Below are 22,464 nucleotides of genomic sequence, written 5' to 3'. Positions count from 1 at the left end.
CCTCCCATTTATCTTATAAAACTTTTACCTCTAAATCCTTATTCAGTATTTCCTCCGGCAAATGTGCCGTGATGCCCTGCCGCAACGCGTCGATTAGTCGGGCCTTCATTTGTTCGCGGTTGACAACCAGGCAAACCTCCCGTGCGGGCTCGGGGAAGCGGAAGTGGCGGATATGTTTCTGGCGCTCTTCGGAGAGTTCCATAACGGCCATTTCCGGCAGGATTGTGATGCCGCCGTTTCGTTCCACCATCCGGATGAGCGTTTCGATACTGCCCGAGCGGTAGCTGAAACTGCTGCCGAATTGGCTGCTGCGGCTCAACTCGCACAGCCGCTGTATCTGCGTACGGAAGCAGTGGCCTTCTTCCAGTAACCAGAGCTCATTCGGTTCAATGTCGGTGGGGAGGATGTATTGTTTGGAATATAAATCTGTTTTCTCTGAAACATAGGCATAAAACCGTTCCTTGTAGAGCGGGATTTCCTGCAAACTGTTCTCTTCCGAGACGGACGCGATGATGCCGACGTCGAGATTGCCCATTTTCAGTTCGGTAATGATCCGATCGGTAATCATTTCGGAAACATGGAGTTTGATATCCGGGAAATTGGAAATAAACGGATTCACGAAATGTGGAAGCAGGTATGGTGCGATGGTCGGAATGACGCCCACGCGCAACTCCCCGGAGAGGTCGCCATTGAAATGCTTGGCGATTTCATTGATCCGGGATGTTTCCCGCAAAATCACCCGCGCCTGATCGATAAGCTCACGCCCGACGCTGGTTGGGACAATGGGCTGTTTTGTCCTATCGAAAATCTTTACGGAAAGTTCCTCCTCCAATTTCCGGATCATCATGGAAAGCGTAGGTTGCGTTACATTACAATGCTCCGCAGCCTGGATGAAGTGACGATGGTTGTCGACGGCGACGATATATTCCAGTTGCTGGATGTTCATTTTAAGTAGTTTATAAATATTATTTATGCAAAAATAATATTTATCACTTTGGTTGATCTATTGTGAGAGCAGCTTTTTGCAGTGATTGGTTAGCGACGAGTGATTTCATCTGAATAATGGCAATCCTGTTCAGTTCAATGGCCCGTTCCACTGCGGACCGTCCTTGGCCAATGAGCATCGCATTGATACTTTCCAGGTTAGAAAGTACCACCAGTTGTTCCAGCGTCGCGGAATCGCGCAGATTTCCGCGGTTTGGATTCATTTTCGTCCACTCACGGGCGGTCATACCGAAGAGCGCCAGGTTCAGGATGTCGGCTTCTTCCGCGTAAATTTTACTCATTGCAATGGGATCCAGTTCTTTAGGGATCAGGTTCTCTTTAACGGCATCAGTGTGAATTGTATAATTAATCTTTGCCAGACTGCGCCGCAAATCCCAGTCGAGTTGCAGGCGATTGTTTTCTTCGTCTTTTAATCGCTGGAATTCTTTAATCAGGTAGAGTTTAAATGAAGGTGAAATCCAGGAAGCAAATTCGAAGGCGATGTCCCGGTGCGCAAATGTGCCGCCGCCATACCGTCCCGATTTTGATATAATACCGATCGCATTCGTTTTTTCCACCCATTGTTTGGAAGTGAGCACATAGCTGTTGCTTCCGGCTTCATTTTTAATGTTATCGAATTCGAGTATGTTAAAACCAGGATTGTGCATCTGCTCCCAAAGGCCGTTGAACTCAATGGTGAACCTGTTACGCATCCAGTTTGAAATTACCAGGCCCGGGGCTCTGTCCTTTTGCCGTGCAATGTCAGTCAGAGAAATGAATTCTCCGGTTTCTTGTTTCAGTACGGCAATCTCCTGATCATTTACAATAAGTCTTTGATTTTTCATTTTGAAGAATGTTTAGTCGATACATTCTTCTTTTACGATAGCTTCCTTAAAAGGTAACAGCTTGTAGTAGCATTAAATCCTCATTAAACTTACTTCTTCCAAGGCCTGCTTTGCTTGCATTTCTCTCAGGAATTGTAATTTAGCCCCACTTTACAATATCGTTCACGTAAAATTTTGTCAACTATGAAAAACCTGAAAGCATGGATGCTGCTCGCTTTGATGGCGGTTGCAACACCGATTTTTGCACAGACTGCGACAGAAAAGCAAAAAACCGAAGCGAAACTGAAAAAGGACGGTACACCTGATAAACGTTACAAGGAAAATAAACACCTCAAAAAGGACGGTACGCCCGACAAACGTTATAAAGGCAGCAAAGCCGATACGACCAAGGCAGCGAAGAAAAAGTAAAAGTCGAAGACATTAGCCAGAATATTTTTCTGGGAAATTTAGGGTAAGCGCCCGACCGGTTGTCAATATATCGTACAACCCGAGTCGGGCGCTTATTTTTTTACATAAATCAGTCGGTGCAATGAATGCAGCCTTAGCGGATGACCACGTAACGGTTTTGAGCAGGGACAGGGAATCAGAGTTTGAGAAAGTTTTCAAGAAACATTTCAAAGGACTGCATGCCTATGCCTGCACTATTTTGAAGGACGATATCATGGCCGAAGAGATGGTCCAGAATGTATTTTGCAGGTTATGGGAGAAGACGGATCACATCGATATCCGCGAGTCGGTCAGCGGATACCTGTACCGGTCGGTGTACCACGAAAGCCTCAACTACCTCAAACACCTGAAAGTGCGGGAGGCGCATCGCGATTACACTTTGCAGCAGGAGCAACAGAGTGCCAGCGCTTCGCAAGGCCTTGAATTGTCGGAGCTCGAAACCCGCCTGGACATTGCATTGCGCGAACTGCCCGAAAAATGCCGGACGATCTTCCAAATGAGCCGGTTTGAAGAATTGAAATACCAGGAAATTGCGGATCGCCTGCAACTGCCCGTCAAAACAGTCGAAAATCAAATGGGCAAGGCATTGCGGCTTTTGCGGGTCAAACTGGCCGATTTTCTTCCGGCTTCCCTTTTACTTTTTTTCCTCAGCTGATCAGTCATGAAAACAGAACACAACCCGAACATAGATGAATTGCTGGTGAAGTCGATGCTCGACGAAGCCAGCGTTGCAGAGCAGATCGAGATCAAGCAATGGCTGCTCGATGATGATGATAACCAGCGGTATTTCGAGCATTTCGAACTGATCTGGAACGAAAGCAAACGCATCGCCCGCATGAGCACTGTGGATGAAAATGCCGCCTGGGAGCGCTTCAAAGCACGAACGAGGGCACAAGAGCGGGAGACCGAAGTAATCCCCATGTATCCCAAACCGGTATTCAGGATACTGCGGATGGTAGCAATGGTGCTCATGACAGCCGGCGTGGGCTGGCTGGGCTACCTGTTTTCTACACGCAGTACCCCTCGCGAAATGCTGACGGTCAGGTCCGGTATGGAGACACTCACCGACACGCTGCCGGATGGTTCGGTAGTGACCCTGAACAGAAAATCGAGCATCAGCTATCCGAAGGATTTTGACGGTAAAACGCGGGATGTCCGGCTTACCGGAGAAGCGTTTTTTGATGTAAAACCAGACAAATCGAAACCGTTCCTTATCTCGGTGAATGACGTGACGGTGAAAGTGGTGGGGACTTCGTTTAATATAAAAGATAACGCAGAGAAAACGGAGGTGATCGTGGAAACCGGCATTGTCGAGGTATCCAGGGACACTCAGCGGGTGCGCATTACCCCGCGGGAAGAAGCAATTATAGTAAAGGCGAGTGCTCAAATGCGCAAGGGCGTTGCCGCAGACGAATTTCACAATTACTACCGCACACGCAGGTTGTTTTGTGACGGAACCCCGCTCTGGCGACTGGTTGAAATTCTGAACGAGGCTTATGAAGCTGATATCGTGATCGGTAACGAGCGATTGAGGAACTTGCCCATCAATACAACTTTTGACCAGAATTCACTTGAAAGTATCCTGGGTGTCGTCGGCGAAACCCTTTCACTTAAAGTTGAACACCATGGCGACCAGATCATTTTGAAATAGCCTTATCTTTCGGGATGAATCAGAATTCTATATTCCGTACTGTATTAAGGCTGGCTGTGATTTTGGTAATGATCCCGTGCGGGAGTTTTGCACAGCAGATTCTGAATAAACCGGTTGATATCTCTGTAAAGGGGCAGCCGGTTTCTGCTGTTTTGAAATCCATGAGCGAGCAGGGTAAGTTCTATTTTTCCTACAACAGCAACCTGATCGCGGGCGACAGCCTGGTTACACTAAATATGAGCCGGCAGCCGGTGCGGCAGGTGCTCGACCAGCTTTTTTACAATAAATTTCAATACAAGGAAAAGGGCGACTACCTGATCATCCTTCCGGCGGTTAGGGAAAAGTCGTTTCATATCACCGGCCTTATCCTGGACGACGAAACAGGGAAGCCGGTCGATTATGCAAGTGTTTATTCGCGACAGTTGCTGGTGTCGACGCTATCGGAAGACGACGGCGGTTTCCGGCTGCGCATCAAAGAGCGGGCCTTTCCCATTTATCTGACAGTCAGCAAGGTAGGGTATGGGGATACGACGATGGTCATCCAGAGCACCGAGGAATCAGCGCGAACCATGCGCATACAGCCCAAAGCCGTGGATCTCGACCCGCTGATCGTCCGCTACTCCGAAGGGGAGTCGACCTGGTTGGGGCGGTTGTTCCTGTCCCAGCGCCTGCGCGCGCAGAGCCGGAACATCGGGCAGTTCTTTGTGGCGTTGCCCTATCAGGCATCGCTTACGCCCGGACTGGGTACGCACGGACGCATGAGCGGGCAAGTAGTCAACAAGTTTTCGCTTAATATAGCGGGCGGGTATACGGCCGGTGTGAACGGGGTAGAAATAGCAGGCGGTTTTAATATTTCCAAAGAGAATGTCCGCTACGTGCAGCTTGCGGGCGCATTCAATGTGGTGTCGGGGCATGTGAATGGCGTGCAAATCGCCGGTTTCAGTAATAATGTACTTGATTCATTGCATGGCGTACAAATTTCCGGATTTAGCGGAATGGTACGGAAACACGTCGATGGGGCGCAGGTAAGCGGTTTTCTGAGCAGGGCCGGAGGAGGCATCGCGGGCGCACAGGTTACGGGGGCCATCGGACTGATCCGCAACGGAGGGCATGGCGCACAGATTTCCGGTGGCTACAACCAGGTTCGGGGTGTTTTTAAGGGCGTGCAAATTGCCGGTGCAGCCAATAACGCCCGCGATTCGATCCGCGCAACACAAATTTCCGGTGGGATCAACATGGCCAGGAACATTAAGGGGGCGCAGTTGGCACCCTTCAATTATGCTAAAGTGATGCGAGGCGTACAGATAGGCATCGTCAATATCGCCGACAGTTCTTCCGGCGCGAGCATCGGATTTATCAATATTGTCAGGAAAAGTACTTCCAATATTTCGGTGTACGCGACCGACCTGGCGCCGGTTAATGTGGCATGGAAAATGGGTACACACCGGTTTTACAGTCTGCTGATGGCCGGTACAGGCCTTAATGGCGATAAAAAGATAACGACTTTCGGAGCCGGCTTCGGGCGCGAGTTCTTTCCATTCAGGAAAGCGGGTTTCTTTGTCGAGATATTAAACCAGAACGTTTATGTGGGAGATTGGGACAGGATGCCGTCCTTGTACCGCTTACAGATCGCCGCTACTTACAAGCTCAGCAAGCATTTGATGCTGTTCGGCGGGCCTTCCTGCTCGGTTTATGATCACGATGGTGTGGAGGTTGGAGAAGGTTACAAACAATTTCCCCCATCCGGCTACCCGAAGATCGATTTCGGTAGCAAGAAGGTTACGTCGTGGATCGGCTGGCAGGTGGGTATCAGTTGGCGATATGGCAAGTTGTAAATGCATAATGTAAAAGAGGTGTCTCCTTGCGGGACACCTCTTTTACTGAATTGCGGTACTTGTAGCGTGTTACAACTTCCTTACAGACCAAACGATGCCGTTAGTAGTACTTGTCCCACCCAAATTAATGTTAACACCAAGGCCGTCCGCTACATATTGAAGATCAAGAACGTCGTTGGCTGTTAGTGGAATATCGCCGGAGATTACAACGGTGCCACTGCCCAGGATAGCCCTGAGTGAAAGTACCAGTGCGACATTGACGTTGAGAATCGGAAAAAGCCCGGACAATGTTTCCACACCATTTACCCTGAGGGCTATTTTCGGATCTATAGTGCCGACAATCGATGCTGAAACAGCCGCAGTGGTTGAGTAATTGATTACCGCCGATATACGGTATATACCGGTGGCGGGAACGGTGTAGGTTCCGGCAGCCGCATTCAGTCCTCCTCCGTCGGCATACAATTGCGTGAAAGCGTTAATTGAGCTGTTTGCATTTACAACCAAAGACGTCTTCGTTGCCGTGAAACCATAAGGCGTATTAGTAACACCGTACATTAAAGGTTGCCAGTTGGTTCCGTCAAAATAGTAAAACCCTGCTGCGCCGTTGGTCTGATAAACCAGCAAGCCCGTTGCAGGGCTTGTGATCGCTGTCCGATCCGAATCCAGCATGCGGGGAATCAATGCGCCTTTGGTGGTGGATTGTACGTCCAGCTGAGCGCTTCCATCCGGGCTGATGGTTCCGATACCCACCTGGGCGCTGGCTATGAATGTGAATAATGTGAGAAATGCAGCCAGTAATACTCTTCCGTGTTTCAGAGGGGAGATAGAAAAGTTAAAAATGTAGTTTTTTTTCATATAGAATGCTATTGTCTGTCACAGGGTTGGGATACGTTTTGAAATTGGACCATCATCAAACGAAAGCCCGGTTCTCCGGACCTTCGTTTGATACATGTACCGAAAAGATAGATCAGTTTATCCCGACTCCTGCGCTGATATGCCCAGCTATAACCGTCGCGAGGTCAATACCTGCAGTGACGCTAGCCGAGAACACCAGCAATAACCGCGTACCCGCGGTAACTGGGATAGAAAGGCCGGCAGTAGTGCCTGACGACGCCGTACCGACCGAAACAACGCCAGTCAACGGAGGGGACATAACAACCGTAGCGCCGGGAATCATAGTAAAGACGTTGGTTCCTGCGGCGGCCATATACAATTGTCCCTGGATAGTGACTGTCGATCCGAGTAACACTACTGCGGCACTACTACTGAATGTGCCGGCAAGAGAGGTAATGGTGCCATCGCGTGGAACGGAAAAGGCCATGTTGCTGGTGAGCGATGTCGCGTCTATAAATCCGCCCAAAGCCGTAATGCCTGGTGTCGAAGCACCGAAGCCCAGCACCGAACCGGCATTTAGCAAACCGCCCAATACAGTGGTCATGGTAGTAGGAGCGCCCGAAGCATAAGGTATGATGGCACCACCACCGGCTGCTGCGGTAAGTGGTACCCAGGCCGAACCGTTATAGTAGTAGAAACCCGGAGTGTTGTCGGTTTGGAATATCAGCAAGCCAGTAGCAGGGCTGGCGATCGTGCCCCTGTCACTCAGCGACATTCTGGGAATCAGCAAACCTTTATTGGTGGCCTGAATATCCAGTTGCGCACTTCCATCTGGAGAAATGGTTCCGATACCTACCTGGGCATTGGCTACGAATGCGAACAATACGAGAAGTGCAGTAAGCAGTGCGCCCTTCAATTTCGGAGAAGATGAAAGCGCGTTGAAGATATATGTTCTTTTCATGGGAATGCGAATGTTATTGTTTGATGATTTTGATAACTTGGGTCTTGCCGGCAGCTGTTTCCACCTTCACGAGGTAAGTACCGGCCGGATAGTTTTTCAAACTGAACTCCTGCCCCGGTTTGGGTTTCAAAAGTTCCAGAAATGCACGGCCTGTCAGATCGGTCACTTTCACGCTCGCGAGTGCTTCTTGGGAGCCAATCTGAAGTTTGTCGACCACAGGATTAGGGTATGCACTGACGAGTCCGGAAGAAGCCAGTTTGATGGACTGAATGCTGCTATATGCATAGCTGCCGTCGGTGTCGACCATTTTCAAGCGGTAATACTGTGTTCCGAAGCGTTCCGCGAGATCCGGGAAGGAGTATTCTCTTCGCTGAGCGCTCTCCTTGGCTGCATTGACGTTCCCCAGGGCATTCCATTTTCTTAAATCTTCACTCTGCTGAATTTCAAAGCGATCGCTGTTTTTTTCTTCGGAAGTTTGCCAGTAAAGCATGGTCGCATTCTCCACCCGTTTTACCTGAAATCCGATCAGGCTTACCGGTAGTGCATTCTCCTGCGCGGCAGTAAGGGAGGTAAAGTTGGTGAGCGGCAGGGTGTTGGAGATATAATGCTGGCCTACATTGACGGTACTTCCGGTGGTCGATACGAAATTGGCGTTACCATGTTGAAGCTGCAATGTGCTCTCTGTGTTCCCGTTAAGTTCCGAACCCCGATAGAAGAAGCCTGCAACGCCTGTAAAATCAACGGGTGTGGTAAGGTTGTAAACCCGCGCGATGCTGGGCGGACTGCCCGGAATAGGTGTTGGTGAGATCGTCAGCGTCTGGGACGTAAGCGTGAAATCGACGCTTGGTTTCAGCGTCAGGCTGTCAATAAAGACCTGGGTATTCTGCGCAATAAAAAAGCCGGGGGTTCCTACGGTGAATTGCGCTTGTGCGGTCAGTGTGGAAAGTAATGCCAATTGGCAAAAAAACAGATAACGTTTCATCATAGTTGATCTAGATTAAGTGTAAGAGGAAATGTGATAATCAAATAAATGTATATAAATATTTAAAGAATATAAGAGTTGCAAATAAAATTATTTCTACCAATATGTGTCAGATGTGAACATAATTTGTAGAGATATATTTACTTATCGGTAAAAGAGGCTATTGCTATCGAATATATTTTTCAAAAAAGTTAGGGTAAGGCATCATCCGGTTGTCGGTTTAATGCATACGGTTTCTGACCGATCGATTTGAAGGCCTGCAATGAAATCGGGTACTGTGTGCATTCAGACAATTATTTCTCAAATGCATTACCCATGAAAAATTTGCTTTCTAATCCATCCCGTCTATTCTTCATCAGCATATTACTGATCACCAGTTCATTTGGCGCAATGGCCCAGCGCGACAGTACCGCAGCGGTGCACGTGGGTTTCATTTACCCGGTAAGTTCTAATGGCAAGCATGCCGCGTCCATTACCAACCGGTTCTCGCTGCACGCTATTGCCGGACTTTCCAAAGCCGAGACAGGTGCATCCATTGCAGGTGTAGCCAATGTGGTGAAACAAAATGTGAGCGGCGTTCAAATGGCTGGCGCCGCGAATGTGATCGGAGGCTCAGCCAGCGGCGCACAGATTTCGGGCGTCGCTAACGTGATCGGCGGCGGTGCGACGGGCGTCCAGCTGGCTGGCTTTTCCAATATCACAGGAGGAGGGGCAAGCGGCGCCCAGATGGCGGGCTTTTTAAACCTTGCGGAGGCGTCGGGGGCGGCACAGGTGGCCGGTTTTGCGAACATTGCTAAAAAGGATGCGAAAGGTTTGCAGCTCGCAGGGTTTCTGAATAAAGGCGGTGAAGTAAATACCCAGGTGGCCGGCTTTGCCAACGTCGCCAAAAAAGTAAAGGGTGTCCAGCTCGCTGGTTTTATCAATATCGCCGACAGCAGCGATTACCCGATCGCGATTTTCAACTTCATCAAAAATGGTGAGAAATCGGTTGCCGTTACTTTCGACGAAACGATGACGGGCATCGTGTCTTTCCGTTCGGGCGGGCGTGTGTTGTACGGGATTGCGGGTATCGGGTACAATTTCAGGGACAATGCGAAAGCCATGTATGCGGCCGAGGGCGGACTGGGGGCGCATATTCCTTTGAGTGGCCCTCTGCGGATTAATTTGGAAGCCGTCGGGACCACGCTCACTGACTTTCACGGAGGGAGTTACAACAAGAACTCGCTTCGCATTCTGCCCGCATTGAGACTGGGTAGCGGCTTCGAAGCTTTCGCCGGCCCTACGCTCAACTATGTTTCCTACGAGCGGGAGAACGACTACGATTTTATCAAGAAATACATCTGGAAGAACAACAGTTCCAAAGACTTTCAGGGACTTTTTGTAGGGTTTAACGTCGGCGTGCAGTATTTGTTCTGATGCAGACACTACGGTTCAGGCTGGCCCTATGGGGCTGGCGTTCCCTGTCGGACCTGATCTTCCTGGTCGTGTTCAGGCTCTGGCCTTACCGCCGCAATACAGTGCTGCTGAATATGGCACGCTGCTTTCCGACTCGCTCGGAAAAAGAGATCAGGCAGATGGTCTCGGCCTATTTTCGCCACCTCGCCGATCTCATCGTCGAGCCATTCATGATCGGCGGGGTGGCACGGGGTAGCCTCGGCAGGTTGGTCAACTATGAGAACACGGCGCTGATAGAGCGGCTTTTGCGTGAAAAGAAGCACATTGTGCTGATGGCCTCGCATTATGGCAGCTGGGAATATCTGCTGTCGCTTCCATTGCAGACCGATTGCCAGGTGGTGGCCGCATACGCGCCGGTTTCGAACAAATGGCTCGATCGCTGGCTGCTGAAATTGAGGGGCCGGTTCGGGGTGGTGATGATCCCCAAATCGGAATGGTACCGGCGGACGCTGGGTTGGAATGCGGATTCATCCGCGATTTTCGTCACCATTGCCGATCAGCGCCCGCCGGAGTCGGGCAAGTATTACCTCAATTTCATGAACCGGAAAACCTTCGTGCAGTCGGGCGCAGCGCGCATTGCCGTGCAGCGCGATTGTGCGGTGGTGTACCTGGACGTGACCCGGAGGCAGCGCAATACCTACGATTTCCGGTTCCGGCTCATTACCGCACAGGCCCGCGAGCTGGGTGAGGCAGGTATTATGGAGCATTACTATAAGGCTCTGGAAAACACCATCGAACGACAACCGGAGCTCTGGCTTTGGTCGCATAACCGCTGGAAATTCCATTCACGGCAGGGGCAGAAGCCGGTCAATGCCTTGTAATTGTTGTAATATTCAGCAAAGGGTAGGTCTTTTCCCCAAGTCTTGATTTTTGAACTGTTTTTGTAAATAATTGAAGTGCAGTTAGTTGTGTAATATAGGTTCAAAAGGGAACCATAATTTTACGGGACGGCGGTCAAACCAATTTATTTACCAAAACGAAGCATTATGAGAAAATTAGCATTCATGGGTGTGTTTGTGATCGCCGGGATGGTGGCAGCATGTAATGACGACGACAATCCGACAGACCCAACTCCCGTTTTGCCCGAACTGAAAGTATCCACAACACTTTCCGGTGCAAACGAAGTACCCGCTAATCCATCAACAGCTACCGGTTCAGTAGATGGTACATTGGATCAGGAGACGAGGATTTTGAGCCTCAACATCATGTACAGTGACTCCGCGGCGTCGGATTCGGCGTCGTCCGACTCGGTATTCGTACCAACCGGCTGGCACATCCACAAAGGATCGCCCGATTCGACAGGCGCAGTAGTGATCGACTTCGGCACCGATTTCAAAACACCCTTCGCATTTAAAGACACCCTTACCGAGGCACAAGTGGCCGATCTGAAAGCAGGCTTGTATTATGTAAACATTCATACAGCCAAGTATCCGACCGGCGAGATCAGAGGTCAGTTGAAAGCTGAGGAATAACCCACTGGTTTGGCACTCACACAGTGCAAAAAACAAGAGCGGCTCCGTGAGGATGCCGCTCTTTTGTTATGAGCTGATAAGTAGTAGTGCTTGTTTAGAAAAGTCCCTTCGCTTTTTCCAACGCGGTGTCCAGTCCGCTTGCGTCGGAACCACCCGCAGTGGCGAAGAAAGGCTGCCCGCCGCCGCCGCCGCGGATCTCCTTCGCGAGGTCTTTCACGATCTTGCCCGCATTGAGCCCGGTCTCCTGTACAATATTTTCCGCAATGAATACCGAAAGCTGTGGCTTTCCGCCGATCTCGGCACCAAACACGGCGATCAGGTTTTCGACCTGGTCGCGGAGCTCGTAGGAGAGTTGCTTCAAGGAATCCGCGCTTGGGACATCTACTTTTTGTACAATCAGGTTGAAAGTACTGTGGGTTTCCATATTCCCGATCAATGTCGCTTTCAACGCCTGGATTTTCTCATTTTCGAGCGCCGCAATCTTTTTCTGCAATGCCGAGCGTTCTTCGATCAGGCTTTCAACCGCTTTGATAAGATCGGCCGGGCCTTTGAGCAGGTCTTTGATTTTGTTCAAAGTCTCTTCCTGCTGGCGCATCAGTTCCAACGCTTTCTCACCAGTTACAGCTTCCACACGGCGTACACCTGCGGAAACCGAACCTTCGGAAATGAATTTGAACACGCCAATCTCGCCCGTCGAAGGAACGTGCGTACCTCCGCAAAGCTCGAATGAGAATTTGGGATCAAAGATGATGAGGCGTACGAAATCGCCATATTTCTCGCCGAAGGTAGCCGTAGCACCAGCGTCCAGCGCCTGCTGAATAGGTACATTCCTTCTTTCTTCGAGCGCAATGTTTTCGCGGATCTTTTCATTCACGCGGTCTTCGATCTTTCTCAGTTCCTCGTCGGTCACTTTCGAGAAGTGGGCGAAGTCGAAACGCAGTACTTCGTCGTTCAGGAATGAACCTTTCTGGCTCACGTGCGTACCCAGGACCTCGCGCATAGACGAGAGCATAAGGTGCGTAGCCGTGTGGTTCGCCTTGATCTTGTTGCGGCGGTCAATGTCGATTTTGGCAGTAACAATGCCCGATCCCGACAACGCCTCGTCGAGATTCTTATCCCGCGAAATATGTACAAAAAGGTCGTTCTCCTTCTTGGTATCAATAATATTAATTCTCCTTTCTCCTTCCTCCTTACTCCCCAAAACCAAAGTGCCGGTATCACCAACCTGTCCCCCCATTTCAGCATAGAAAGGAGTACGGTCAAGTACGATATGGTATTCCTCGCCAGCCTTGGTTTTCACCTTGCGGTATTTTACAATGTGGCTGTGTGTTTCTTCAAAATCATATCCAAGAAACTCAACACCGTCATACTCGCGCAGCTCGACCCAATCGGTAGCTTCTTTGGCGGCATCCTGGCGGGAGCGTTTTTTCTGCTCTGCCAATGCATCCTGGTAACCGGTTTCGTCGATCTGGAAGCTTTTCTCCCGTGCAATCAATGCGGTCAGGTCAACAGGGAACCCGAAAGTATCACTCAGCTCGAACACCTCGTCGCCTGGGATGGTATTGAGGCCGGTCTCTTTTAGTCCTGAAATAATGCTGTCAAGTCTTTTCAATCCCGATTCGAGCGTGCGCAGGAAGCTTTTTTCTTCTTCCAGGATCACGCGCGTCACGAACTCTTCCTGATCTTTCAACTCTGTAAACACATCCTTGAACTGCTCGGCCAGTACCGGTACCAGTTTGTGGAAGAATGGCTCCTGGAAACCCAGGTAGGAATAGCCGTAGCGCACCGCGCGGCGGAGAATGCGGCGGATCACATAACCCGCTTTTACATTCGAAGGCAACTGCCCGTCGGTAATGGCGAACGAAACGGCGCGGATGTGGTCGGAGATCACGCGCATGGCGATGTCCGCGAACGGCTCGTCGTTTTGTCCGTATTTTTTGCCCGAAAGCGTTTCGAGTACGCCAATGGTATTTTGGAAAACGTCGGTGTCGTAGTTCGAAGTTTTTTGCTGGATGGCCATGCAAAGGCGCTCGAAGCCCATTCCGGTATCGACGTGTGTCGATGGGAGAGGGATCAGCGAGCCATCGGCCTTACGCTCGAACTGCATGAATACCAGGTTCCATATCTCCACTACTTGCGGGTGGTCGTTGTTCACGAGCGATTTACCCGACACTTCGGCTACTTCCGCTGGCGAGCGCAAGTCGATATGGATTTCGGAGCAGGGGCCGCACGGACCGGTATCGCCCATTTCCCAGAAGTTGTCCTTTTTATTTCCAAGGATAATGCGGTCTTCGCCGACGATCCCTTTCCAAAGGTCCCATGCCTCCTGGTCGAAGGGGACGCCATCGGCTTCATTTCCTTCAAAAACAGATACATACAGCCTGTCTTTCGGCAGTTTGTATACATCCGTCAGCAACTCCCACGCCCAGGCGATCGCTTCTTTTTTGAAGTAATCACCAAACGACCAGTTGCCGAGCATTTCAAACATGGTGTGATGGTAGGTATCAAAGCCCACATCTTCCAGGTCGTTATGCTTTCCCGACACGCGCAAGCATTTCTGAGTATCCGCGATCCGGCGCGAAGGAGGGGTGCCGTTACCGAGGAAAAAGTCCTTGAACTGCGCCATCCCCGAGTTGTTGAACATCAGCGTGGGATCGTTCTTGGCCACCAGAGGCGCCGAGGGTACTATTAAATGTTCTTTGCTGCGGAAAAAATCAAGAAAAGCCTGACGTATTTGATGCGAGGTCATTGTGTCTGTTTTGATACTATATCATCGTGAAATTTGCCGCAAAGGTACATAGTTGCATTGAGATTAAGTTACTGCCGCTCCGCATATTCCAAATTTCGGGGTACCCCACAGTACAGGATGGCTTTTTTTGAAATAATTTACTAACGACTCCCAAAGTGAGTATAAACCCTGAAACGCCTCCTTTTTTAGACATAAAGCTTAACAAACAAATAATGCCGTGAATGGCTTAAATCCGGATTTAAGTTTGATAGGCCCTAAAATTCAATCTACTAATATCGATGAAACCGTTTTCAGAGTTATCGGCTGAGGAGTTGGCAATGGAAAACCTCTTCATAAGATGGGTACGGTTTCCTGATGATCCGCCAATCCGTTCTTTTTGGGAAAACTGGATCCTCAAATATCCCGCGCAGAAAGATACCGTAGCCAAAGCCCGCGAACTGGTGCTGATCGCCTCCGACTGGAAGCCCGACAGCCTTTCCAGTCAGGACGTCAACTCAATCTGGGGCCGGATTATGAGCTCGCTCGACATTATGGGGGACCGCGATTCGAGAAAAAATACCCAGGACGGCCCGGTCAGCGGCCTTTCGGCAGGTAACATCGTGCTGATCCTGATGTCGGTCACATTTCTGCTTTTTATCTTTTATTTTATACTGGGTAGTAACTAGGCCCACACCTCCTCGCTGCTGATTTTATTATTTCCCGAAAAATATTGATTTTTTTAAGGGTGTCCTGAGATTTCTGCGTCACCTAAAAATCATTGTGCAGTTACATATTGCCAATGGCCGCCTGAACCGAAAAATTAGCCAATCTCAGCGAACATGGAAGCGATAAACCTGACTAACAACCGGAAATTGAACCCGGCGGATGCCGCCGCGTCCGGACCGGCAGCGTCCCAAACGGCCGCACCGTTGTGGAATATGCTGCGGGCAGGAAGCGGAGAGGCTTTCGAGCAGATTTTCAGGCACTATTATCCGTCGCTGCTCAATTACGGGCTCCGCTTCAACAAGGACGACGAGGAGGTGAAGGACTGCATTCAGATCCTTTTTATGAATATCTGGGAGCGAAAGGCGTTTCTCGGCACGTCCGACTCCATTCGGAATTACCTGCTCGCATCCCTTCGCCGGCTGATCCTCAAACGGGCAAAGGCCAACCCGACGACCATCGCGCTCGACGACGAGGATTCGCTTTTCCACGTCGAACTGTCGGTCGAAATGCAGATGATCCGCGATCAGACCCTCAAAGAAAATGTGGTTTCCCTGCAAAATGCCATTCAAAACCTTCCGGCGAGACAGAAGGAGGCGTTATACCTGCGGTTCTATAATGACCAGTCGTTCGGTGAGATCGCCCTGATCATGAATATTTCTACCCGGGCCGTTTACAAACTTATTTACAAAGCGCTGGACGCGTTGAATGAAGAACTCGCTCCACAAGGGCGTGACGTGCCTTTCGTGCTGAGCGTTTACATGGCCTTATTGAGTGCAGGAGGCGTCATGAGCGAGGGTGTAGAAGTTATTAAGGAGTTTATGTAAAAATTTTTACAAAAAATTTAACTGGTCGAGGGTCACTCGGTATTTATTCTGGCTTTATCAAAGTAAAGAATAAATATTATCCTATTGGAAGCGCACAAATACGACCGGTTTGGCTACAAGGATTTCGTCCTCGACGACGATTTTCGTGCGTGGCTCAACGGCACCGCCCCCGAAAAAGACCATCTGTGGGAGAAATGGCTTGTTGCCAACCCGTCCCGCCATTCTGAAATCGACAAAGCCCGGAAGATTGTACTTGCCCTGCATTTCCAGGGGAAATCGGTCCCGGATTACGATATCGGACAACAATGGAAACGGCTCGAATCTTCCATCGCCGTTTCCGAAACCGCGAAAGAAAACGAAACGTCGCCCCGTCGCATCAATCTTGCATGGATCTGGAAACTTCTTGCCGCCGCGTGTGTGGTGGTGGGGGCGTTTTTCTTTGCGAACCGCTACCTCATCGGCCCGCATGCCCCCGCCTCGGCTTATGTGCCGGTGGAGCACAAGGCGGCAAATGGCCAGCAACGCAAGCTTCTGCTCCCCGACGGCACCCGCGTGACGCTCAACGCAGGTTCTTCGATTTCCTATCCCCAGGAATTTGAAGACGATGTCCGGAAAGTAAGCCTCTCAGGCGAGGCATTTTTCGACGTCAAGCGAAACGAAAAGAAGCCCTTTGTGATCACCACCGGTGATGTAGTGACCAAAGTACTGGGTACATCATTCAACATCAGTGCCTATCCCGAAAACAAGGCCGTACAAGTGGCCGTGGTGAGTGGTAAAGTGAAAGTGAATGCCCAAATCGGCTCGGAAGACCAGAATGCCTGCGTTTTTCTGAGTAAAAGTGAAATGGCGACTTTTCAGAAAGAGGCCGGCGAGCTCATCGTGAGCACTTACGACGAAAAAGAGCAGATAGGCTGGAAAGACGGCATGCTGTACTTCCAGAAATCGGATTTCCATTCGACTATCCTCAAACTGGAACGCTGGTATGGCGTGAAGTTCGAAGTGGCACGGGGCGTGCGCATGGATGCCGATTGGCGGTTCAGCGGGAAGTTCCAGGATAAGTCGCTCGATTATATCCTCGGCGTGATGAGTTATCCCAACCGGTTTTCATACAAAGTCAACAACAACATTGTAAACCTCCAATAAACCACACCAGCCTATGCGGTCTGATACCAGCTAAAAAAAGAACCGGTAACCATTGCTGATTACCGGTCCGTGTGACTTTCCCGTGCTAAGAGTTGGCGCTCAATCAGGTAACGGGGAAAGTCACGTGTCATGAACGTGAAATTCAAAACGATCAAAAATATGCAATATAAACTACTACGACAAATTGTAGCGATGTCTAGGTATGCGGTTATCGGGACGGTTTTGCAATGCATTTTTGCGGGCTTGCTGTCGGCATCCGATGGTAAAGCCCAGGAGCAGAGCATTGAGAAAATCTACATTTCCATCGACCTGCACAACGTGCCGCTGGAAGATGCCTTTGTGGTGATCAACGACAAAACCAATTTCAATTTTCAGTACGATCACAAACTCGTACAGAACAAAACCGTTGACCTCAGCTTCCCGCAGGCAAGCGTGGGGAAGCTGCTGCGGCACATTTCGCAGGAAACGAGCCTCAGTTTCAGCAGGGTCAACGAAACCATTTACGTTTCCAATGCCAAAAAACATGCGGTGACCGAGGTGCTCAATGGCGCTTCGGTGTTCAAGGCATCTGCTACGGGAAGACCCGAAGCATTCGCAGGTTCAGCGGAGGCCTATCATGCCCAGCGGCTGCGTCAGGTAATGGACAATGCAATCGCTTCATTGACCGTGACAGTGGCGGGGGTGATCCGGGACGAAAACGGGATCGGCCTGCCGGGTGTGAACGTCGTGGAGAAAGGTACCCTCAACGGGCTTTCGACAGACACCGAAGGTAAATACAAAATTACCGTTACCAATAATGCTTCCATATTGGTATTCAGTTATATAGGATATGTTTCCCAGGAAATACAAGTAGCCGGCCGGCGCTCGCTGGATGTGAAATTGGTGCCGGAAAACAAGGCATTGGAAGAAGTAGTCGTGGTCGGGTACGGCACGCAGCGTAAGGAGAGTGTAGTAGGAGCTATTTCGCAAGTCGACAACAAGGCGCTCATGCGCTCGGGCACGTCCAACGTCACCAACGCGCTCGCGGGCAAGCTTTCGGGCGTGCTCACGATGCAGCAGAGCGGCGAGCCGGGCAGCGACCATTCGGAGATCGTTATCCGCGGACTTTCGAGCTGGAACGGTTCGCAGCCGCTGGTGATGGTGGATGGCGTGGAGCGTGATTTCCGCGACATGGACCCCAACGAGATCGCGACCATATCGGTATTGAAAGATGCATCGGCTACGGCCGTTTTTGGCGCGAAAGGGGCTAACGGGGTCATTATCGTGACAACCAAACGCGGTACGATCGGCAAGCCGAAGCTGGACTTTACCGCATCCTATGGTTTGACAAAGGCTACGCGCATTCCGGACCACATCAGTTCCTACCAGACGATGTCGATGTACAACCAGGCACTGATGAACGGTCAGCAGTTCACCGACCTCATTCCGCAATATGCATTGAATGAATACAGGAATCCTTCCACACCACTGAACAGCCTGCGTTACCCGGATGTAAACTGGTTTGATCTGATGACCAAACCGTTTGCAACCAATGCAAATGCCAACTTCAATGTGTCGGGCGGGACTAACTTCATCAAGTATTTCACGTCGCTCGGCTATTCTTACCAGGGCGATTTTTTCAAAGCTTATCACGAAGGCTACGACGACACCCGATACTGGTACAACCGTTTCAACTACCGGACCAATATTGATTTTAACCTCACGCGCTCGACGACCTTATCTTTGAACGTAGGAGGCGAGACAGGCATTAAAAACCAACCGAGCGGTACGCCCTGGCGCAATTTGTATTCGACGGGGCCGTCGCGTTACCCGGCCTATTTCCCGGCCTGGGTGCTCGAACAGGTACCAGACCCGGATTATCCAAACGACAGCGGTGACCGCCTTGCGATGAACTTCGGCGAGTTTACGGGCAATCCCTATACTTCGATGAACCAGGGCTCTTTCGACCGGTACCTGGATTCCAAGCTTTTTACCGACCTGATCCTCGATCAGAAACTGGATTTCATCACCCCGGGACTGACCGCAAAAGGCAAGGTTTCGCTGAGTACCTATTACAAAAACCTGTCCCTGACCGGCCGCTACACGTTCCCCGAGTATCAGCTGAATTACGATAAGATCGGCACTGAGGAAAATCCGTGGTTCCGTGCCGGACAGGGGAACGAGGTATTTCAGCAAACGCCGCTCGATATCAATGTTGGCGCGCTCGAAGGCGGTTATTATAAGGATTTATATTATGAACTGTCGGCCAACTACAACCGGTCGTTCGGCAAACATAATGTTAGCGGGCTGGTACTCGTGAACCGCCAGCAACGCGACAGAGAGACGAATTTCCCCTATTACAACCAGGGGCTGGTAAGTCGCGGTACTTACGATTATTCGGGCAAATACCTGCTCGAAGTGAATGTCGGCTACACGGGCTCGGAGCGTTTTGCGCCGGGTATGCGATACGGCTTTTTCCCGTCGGGGGCAATTGGCTGGGTAGTCTCGGAGGAGAAATTCTTCAAAGACCGACTTCCCTGGATCAGCAAATTGAAACTGCGGTATTCGGATGGTAAAGTGGGAAGCGACATCGCGACCAACCGGTGGTTGTATTTGAGTGATTATTTCAAAGACAATGCCGGATATATTCACGAAGATCTCGGCCCGAACCTTGTCTCGCAATGGGAGGAAGCCCGGAAACGGGATTTTGGTATTGAACTAGGGTTATGGAACGATACTTTCACGTTCGGCGTCGACCTGTTCGACGAGCGGCGCAAGAAAATGCTCCTCGACCCGCGAAGCGTTACGATGCTGGTGGGTAACTCATTCAAGGAGCTCAACCTCGGTCGGCTTAAAAAACATGGCATCGAGCTCGAAGCGGAGTATCGGAACAACACTGCGTCGGGCCTCAGTTATTTTGTGAAAGGGCTGTTCGGTTTTAATGAAAACCGCATTCTGTTCAAGGACGACCTGCCTTATGCCTACGATTATCAGAAAGACGCAGGCAAGCCGCTCGGCGCGCAGCTCAGCGGCGTAGAACTGACTGGCAGCGGCTATTACACCTCGGTGGATGACATTCATAACAACGTGGCGGCCATTGACCTGCAAAAACTGAATGTAGGCGATTACAAATTCCTCGATTACAACGGCGACGGCAAGGTGACCAACCTCGATAAATACCCGATCCCAGGTTCGGATTATCCGCCTATTACCTATTCATTCTCGGCAGGGTTTTCCTGGAAGAAATTTGATTTCAACTTCATGTTTCAGGGCAATGTGGGCAAATATGTCGAGTTCAACCAGCCCTACGAAGTTGAGTTTATCAAGGGCGACTGGCGCGTGCATGCCTCACAGCTGGATTACTGGACACCTACCAACCCGGGAGCGAACCATGCCACATTGCACTACTCCGGCGGTGGTAGCACCGATAACCTCTTCTGGGGCGGCGGCGAGGCCGACAGGGGCTTTGATATCATGATCGAAAACCGGTTCTGGCGCAATTCGAATTACCTGCGGTTACGGGAGGTTTACGCGTCTTACACATTCAATTCCAAGTTCCTCCGGCGCGTAATCGGCACCTCGAACCTGGTGTTCTTCGTGACCGGCAATAACCTCTGGACCTTCACCAAACTCATTGAAGGCGATCCCGAAAGGAAGGATTTCAACCAGGGTTTCTATCCCCAAATGACCAGTGTAAAATTTGCCATCAGGGCGGCATTCTAACCCAAACCAACAGACAATGAAAAGATTAATTACGATACTGTGTGTACCGGTGCTGTTCATTTTGCTTTTGGCTTCGTGCGTAGAAGACTATCTGGATAAAGCGCCGGAGTCGGGGCTGACGGAGGCTGACGTTTTTTCGAAGTACGAAAACTTCAAAAAGTACTTCGACGACATGTATGAAGGCAACAGGTTGGACGGTACTACCTGGCGCGGCTACAATATCAAGAACGCTTACTCACTCTACTTCGATTTCTGGGACCAGAAATACACCCTCGAAGCGCTCACGGACATGAGCGACATGGGCCGCGTAATGGATGCGCAGGTCATCAAAGGCGGGCAGATTTCGGCGATTATCAATAAAATGACCTACGACCCGCAGCGCCGACCGATACTGGGTTCGATGTTTTACATTATCCGGAAGTGCAACATGGCTTTGAAAAACATCGGTATGTTGAAAGACGCAAGTCCGGTGGATATCAACGATTTCAAAGGCCAGGCACATTTCATCCGGGCATTTGCGCATTTCGAGCTGTTCAGGCTGTGGGGGCCGATGCCTTACCTTACGAAAGTGATGGGTCAGGACGATGAATGGGACATCCCGAGGCTTTCGAAGCGGGAAACGTTGATCCGCATCGCGATGGATATGGATTCTGCTGCCGCCTATTTCGAAAAGGCCGATCTTATGCGCCGCGACCCCGGACCGGGCGTGGCAGGACACCTCAACAACCCCGAACAAAAACGCCCCACCGGCGTGGCAGCGAAGGCATTCAAAGCCCGGGCATTGCTTTACGCGGCCAGCCCGCTGAACAACGAAAAAGGCAATGCCGACTGGGAAGATGCCGCGAAGGCCAACTGGGAAGCTATTCAGATCGCAGAAAAGTATGGCTACGAGCTGCTTTCGCTTGACGATTACAAGAAAAATTACATCGGTACGACCTATTCCAACGAACAACTATGGGCATGGTATGCCGGTACGAAAACCTATAACGACGGCAGTTTGAACGGCCAGATGAATGGCGTCTTCGGCGGAGGGAAAACGGGCTGGTCGGGAGAATGTCCCACGCAGAACACCGTCGATAAATTTGAAACCAAATGGGGAGAGCCGTTGAACACCCCTGCCGATCGCCAGGCCGCAGTGGCTGCCGGGCATTACAGCGAGCAGGATCCTTACAAAGACCGCGACCCGCGCTTTTACATTGATATTATCTACAACACGGCCCCGGTACCAGGCTACGGCAATGCCAAGATCTACTACGAGACCAAAGATGGCGCGGCCGTGTACGGTCAGCTTCTGGATCAGTCTTATGCGGGTATTACACGCACCGGCTACTATGAGCGCAAAACCTGGGGCGAGCAGAGTGTGAACAACAAAACCACCCCGCAATACACGGACCCGCTGATCCGGTTGGGAGAGTTGTACCTCAACTACGCCGAGGCCGCCAACGAAGCCTACGGCCCGAATGGCGCGGCGCCGGGCTCGTCGCTCACAGCCTTGCAGGCGCTCAACCGCATCCGCACACGTGCGGGCATGCCCAACGTCATGCAGGCATACACGGGTTCGAAGGACAAACTCCGTGACCGCATCAAGAATGAGCGCACCATCGAGCTTTGCTTCGAAGGCGGGCACTACTACCACGATATCCGCCGCTGGAAAGACGCCCCGAAAGTAATGGGGGGCACACTTTACCGGATGGAAGTGGAGAAAGTACCCACGAGCACCGCTTACCCGACAGGCTTCAAGTATACCCGCATGCCGCTGTCGGCCGACCGACAGACGCGCTGGAAGGAAGCCATGTATTACCTGCCGTTTAACACGGAGGATATGTACAAAATGAAAAATTTCGTCCCTAACGAAGTCTGGTAACCCCTAACGCT

At 50.7% G+C, this 22,464-nt stretch carries 18 protein-coding genes; 12 read left to right on the top strand and 6 right to left on the bottom strand.

Annotated elements, in window-relative coordinates:
• Nucleotides 1-13: 13 nt before the first annotated feature.
• A complete protein-coding gene (locus J7619_RS26045; RefSeq protein ID WP_291205888.1) occupies nucleotides 14-946 on the bottom strand; it encodes a hydrogen peroxide-inducible genes activator in 933 nt (310 codons plus the stop codon).
• Between the two features lie 43 nt (nucleotides 947-989).
• A complete protein-coding gene (locus J7619_RS26040; protein ID WP_291205885.1) occupies nucleotides 990-1,829 on the bottom strand; it encodes a KilA-N domain-containing protein in 840 nt (279 codons plus the stop codon).
• Nucleotides 1,830-2,012: 183 nt separating this feature from the next.
• On the opposite strand from J7619_RS26040, the gene J7619_RS26035 reads away from it, so the two are divergent.
• The 4 genes from J7619_RS26035 (at nucleotide 2,013) to J7619_RS26020 (ending at nucleotide 5,762) form a co-directional block, all read left to right on the top strand.
• Entirely contained in the window at nucleotides 2,013-2,237 is a 225-nt protein-coding gene (locus J7619_RS26035; RefSeq protein WP_291205882.1) for a hypothetical protein, read from the top strand.
• A gap of 121 nt (nucleotides 2,238-2,358) precedes the next feature.
• Nucleotides 2,359-2,931 carry an RNA polymerase sigma-70 factor gene (locus J7619_RS26030; RefSeq protein WP_291205879.1) on the top strand — a complete coding sequence of 191 codons (573 nt, stop codon included), beginning with the start codon at nucleotides 2,359-2,361 and terminating at the stop codon, nucleotides 2,929-2,931.
• A 6-nt stretch (nucleotides 2,932-2,937) separates the two neighbouring features.
• Nucleotides 2,938-3,927, top strand: coding sequence for a FecR family protein (locus J7619_RS26025; RefSeq protein WP_291205876.1), 990 nt, complete (start codon nucleotides 2,938-2,940; stop codon nucleotides 3,925-3,927).
• A 14-nt stretch (nucleotides 3,928-3,941) separates the two neighbouring features.
• Nucleotides 3,942-5,762 (top strand): STN and carboxypeptidase regulatory-like domain-containing protein, encoded by a 1,821-nt coding sequence (locus J7619_RS26020; RefSeq protein ID WP_291205873.1) that lies wholly within the window; start codon nucleotides 3,942-3,944, stop codon nucleotides 5,760-5,762.
• A 69-nt stretch (nucleotides 5,763-5,831) separates the two neighbouring features.
• Here the strand turns inward: J7619_RS26020 and J7619_RS26015 are convergent, their stop codons facing one another.
• From J7619_RS26015 to J7619_RS26005, 3 genes are all read right to left on the bottom strand, one after another.
• The gene (locus J7619_RS26015) at nucleotides 5,832-6,617 is read right to left on the bottom strand and encodes a hypothetical protein (protein WP_291205870.1); all 786 of its coding nucleotides are present in this window, start codon (nucleotides 6,615-6,617) and stop codon (nucleotides 5,832-5,834) included.
• 112 nt (nucleotides 6,618-6,729) lie between these two features.
• Nucleotides 6,730-7,557 carry an exosporium glycoprotein BclB-related protein gene (locus J7619_RS26010; RefSeq protein WP_291205868.1) on the bottom strand — a complete coding sequence of 276 codons (828 nt, stop codon included), beginning with the start codon at nucleotides 7,555-7,557 and terminating at the stop codon, nucleotides 6,730-6,732.
• Nucleotides 7,558-7,570: 13 nt separating this feature from the next.
• A complete protein-coding gene (locus tag J7619_RS26005; protein ID WP_291205865.1) occupies nucleotides 7,571-8,542 on the bottom strand; it encodes a T9SS type A sorting domain-containing protein in 972 nt (323 codons plus the stop codon).
• Nucleotides 8,543-8,854: 312 nt separating this feature from the next.
• Between J7619_RS26005 and J7619_RS26000 the strand changes: the two genes are divergently transcribed.
• The 3 genes from J7619_RS26000 (at nucleotide 8,855) to J7619_RS25990 (ending at nucleotide 11,466) form a co-directional block, all read left to right on the top strand.
• Entirely contained in the window at nucleotides 8,855-9,955 is a 1,101-nt protein-coding gene (locus tag J7619_RS26000; protein ID WP_291205862.1) for a hypothetical protein, read from the top strand.
• Nucleotides 9,955-10,815 (top strand): lysophospholipid acyltransferase family protein, encoded by an 861-nt coding sequence (locus tag J7619_RS25995; RefSeq protein WP_291205859.1) that lies wholly within the window; start codon nucleotides 9,955-9,957, stop codon nucleotides 10,813-10,815. Before J7619_RS26000 ends, J7619_RS25995 begins: the two co-directional genes overlap by 1 nt.
• A gap of 165 nt (nucleotides 10,816-10,980) precedes the next feature.
• Nucleotides 10,981-11,466 carry a CHRD domain-containing protein gene (locus J7619_RS25990; protein ID WP_291205855.1) on the top strand — a complete coding sequence of 162 codons (486 nt, stop codon included), beginning with the start codon at nucleotides 10,981-10,983 and terminating at the stop codon, nucleotides 11,464-11,466.
• A gap of 94 nt (nucleotides 11,467-11,560) precedes the next feature.
• On the opposite strand, the gene alaS is transcribed toward J7619_RS25990, so the two are convergent.
• Nucleotides 11,561-14,215 (bottom strand): alanine--tRNA ligase, encoded by a 2,655-nt coding sequence (gene alaS, locus J7619_RS25985; protein WP_291205852.1) that lies wholly within the window; start codon nucleotides 14,213-14,215, stop codon nucleotides 11,561-11,563.
• Nucleotides 14,216-14,493: 278 nt separating this feature from the next.
• Between alaS and J7619_RS25980 the strand changes: the two genes are divergently transcribed.
• The 5 genes from J7619_RS25980 to J7619_RS25960 all read left to right on the top strand — a co-directional run bounded on the left by J7619_RS25980 (nucleotide 14,494) and on the right by J7619_RS25960 (nucleotide 22,453).
• The gene (locus J7619_RS25980; protein ID WP_291205849.1) at nucleotides 14,494-14,880 is read left to right on the top strand and encodes a hypothetical protein; all 387 of its coding nucleotides are present in this window, start codon (nucleotides 14,494-14,496) and stop codon (nucleotides 14,878-14,880) included.
• A gap of 153 nt (nucleotides 14,881-15,033) precedes the next feature.
• Nucleotides 15,034-15,744 carry an RNA polymerase sigma factor gene (locus tag J7619_RS25975; protein WP_291205846.1) on the top strand — a complete coding sequence of 237 codons (711 nt, stop codon included), beginning with the start codon at nucleotides 15,034-15,036 and terminating at the stop codon, nucleotides 15,742-15,744.
• Nucleotides 15,745-15,828: 84 nt separating this feature from the next.
• A complete protein-coding gene (locus tag J7619_RS25970) occupies nucleotides 15,829-16,887 on the top strand; it encodes a FecR family protein (protein ID WP_291205843.1) in 1,059 nt (352 codons plus the stop codon).
• A gap of 159 nt (nucleotides 16,888-17,046) precedes the next feature.
• On the top strand, nucleotides 17,047-20,589 hold the full coding sequence (locus tag J7619_RS25965; protein ID WP_291205840.1) for a TonB-dependent receptor: 3,543 nt from the start codon (nucleotides 17,047-17,049) through the stop codon (nucleotides 20,587-20,589).
• A gap of 16 nt (nucleotides 20,590-20,605) precedes the next feature.
• Nucleotides 20,606-22,453: a RagB/SusD family nutrient uptake outer membrane protein gene (locus J7619_RS25960; RefSeq protein WP_291205838.1), complete on the top strand. Its 1,848-nt coding sequence runs from the start codon at nucleotides 20,606-20,608 to the stop codon at nucleotides 22,451-22,453.
• The last annotated feature ends 11 nt before the right edge of the window (nucleotides 22,454-22,464 follow it).

Origin of the sequence: Dyadobacter sp. (genome assembly GCF_017744695.1) — a bacterium.
In the GTDB taxonomy this organism is placed as follows: Bacteria; Bacteroidota; Bacteroidia; order Cytophagales; family Spirosomataceae; genus Dyadobacter.
The sequence above is the reverse complement of the archived record's forward strand: the minus strand, read 5'-3'. Positions and strand labels throughout refer to the sequence as shown.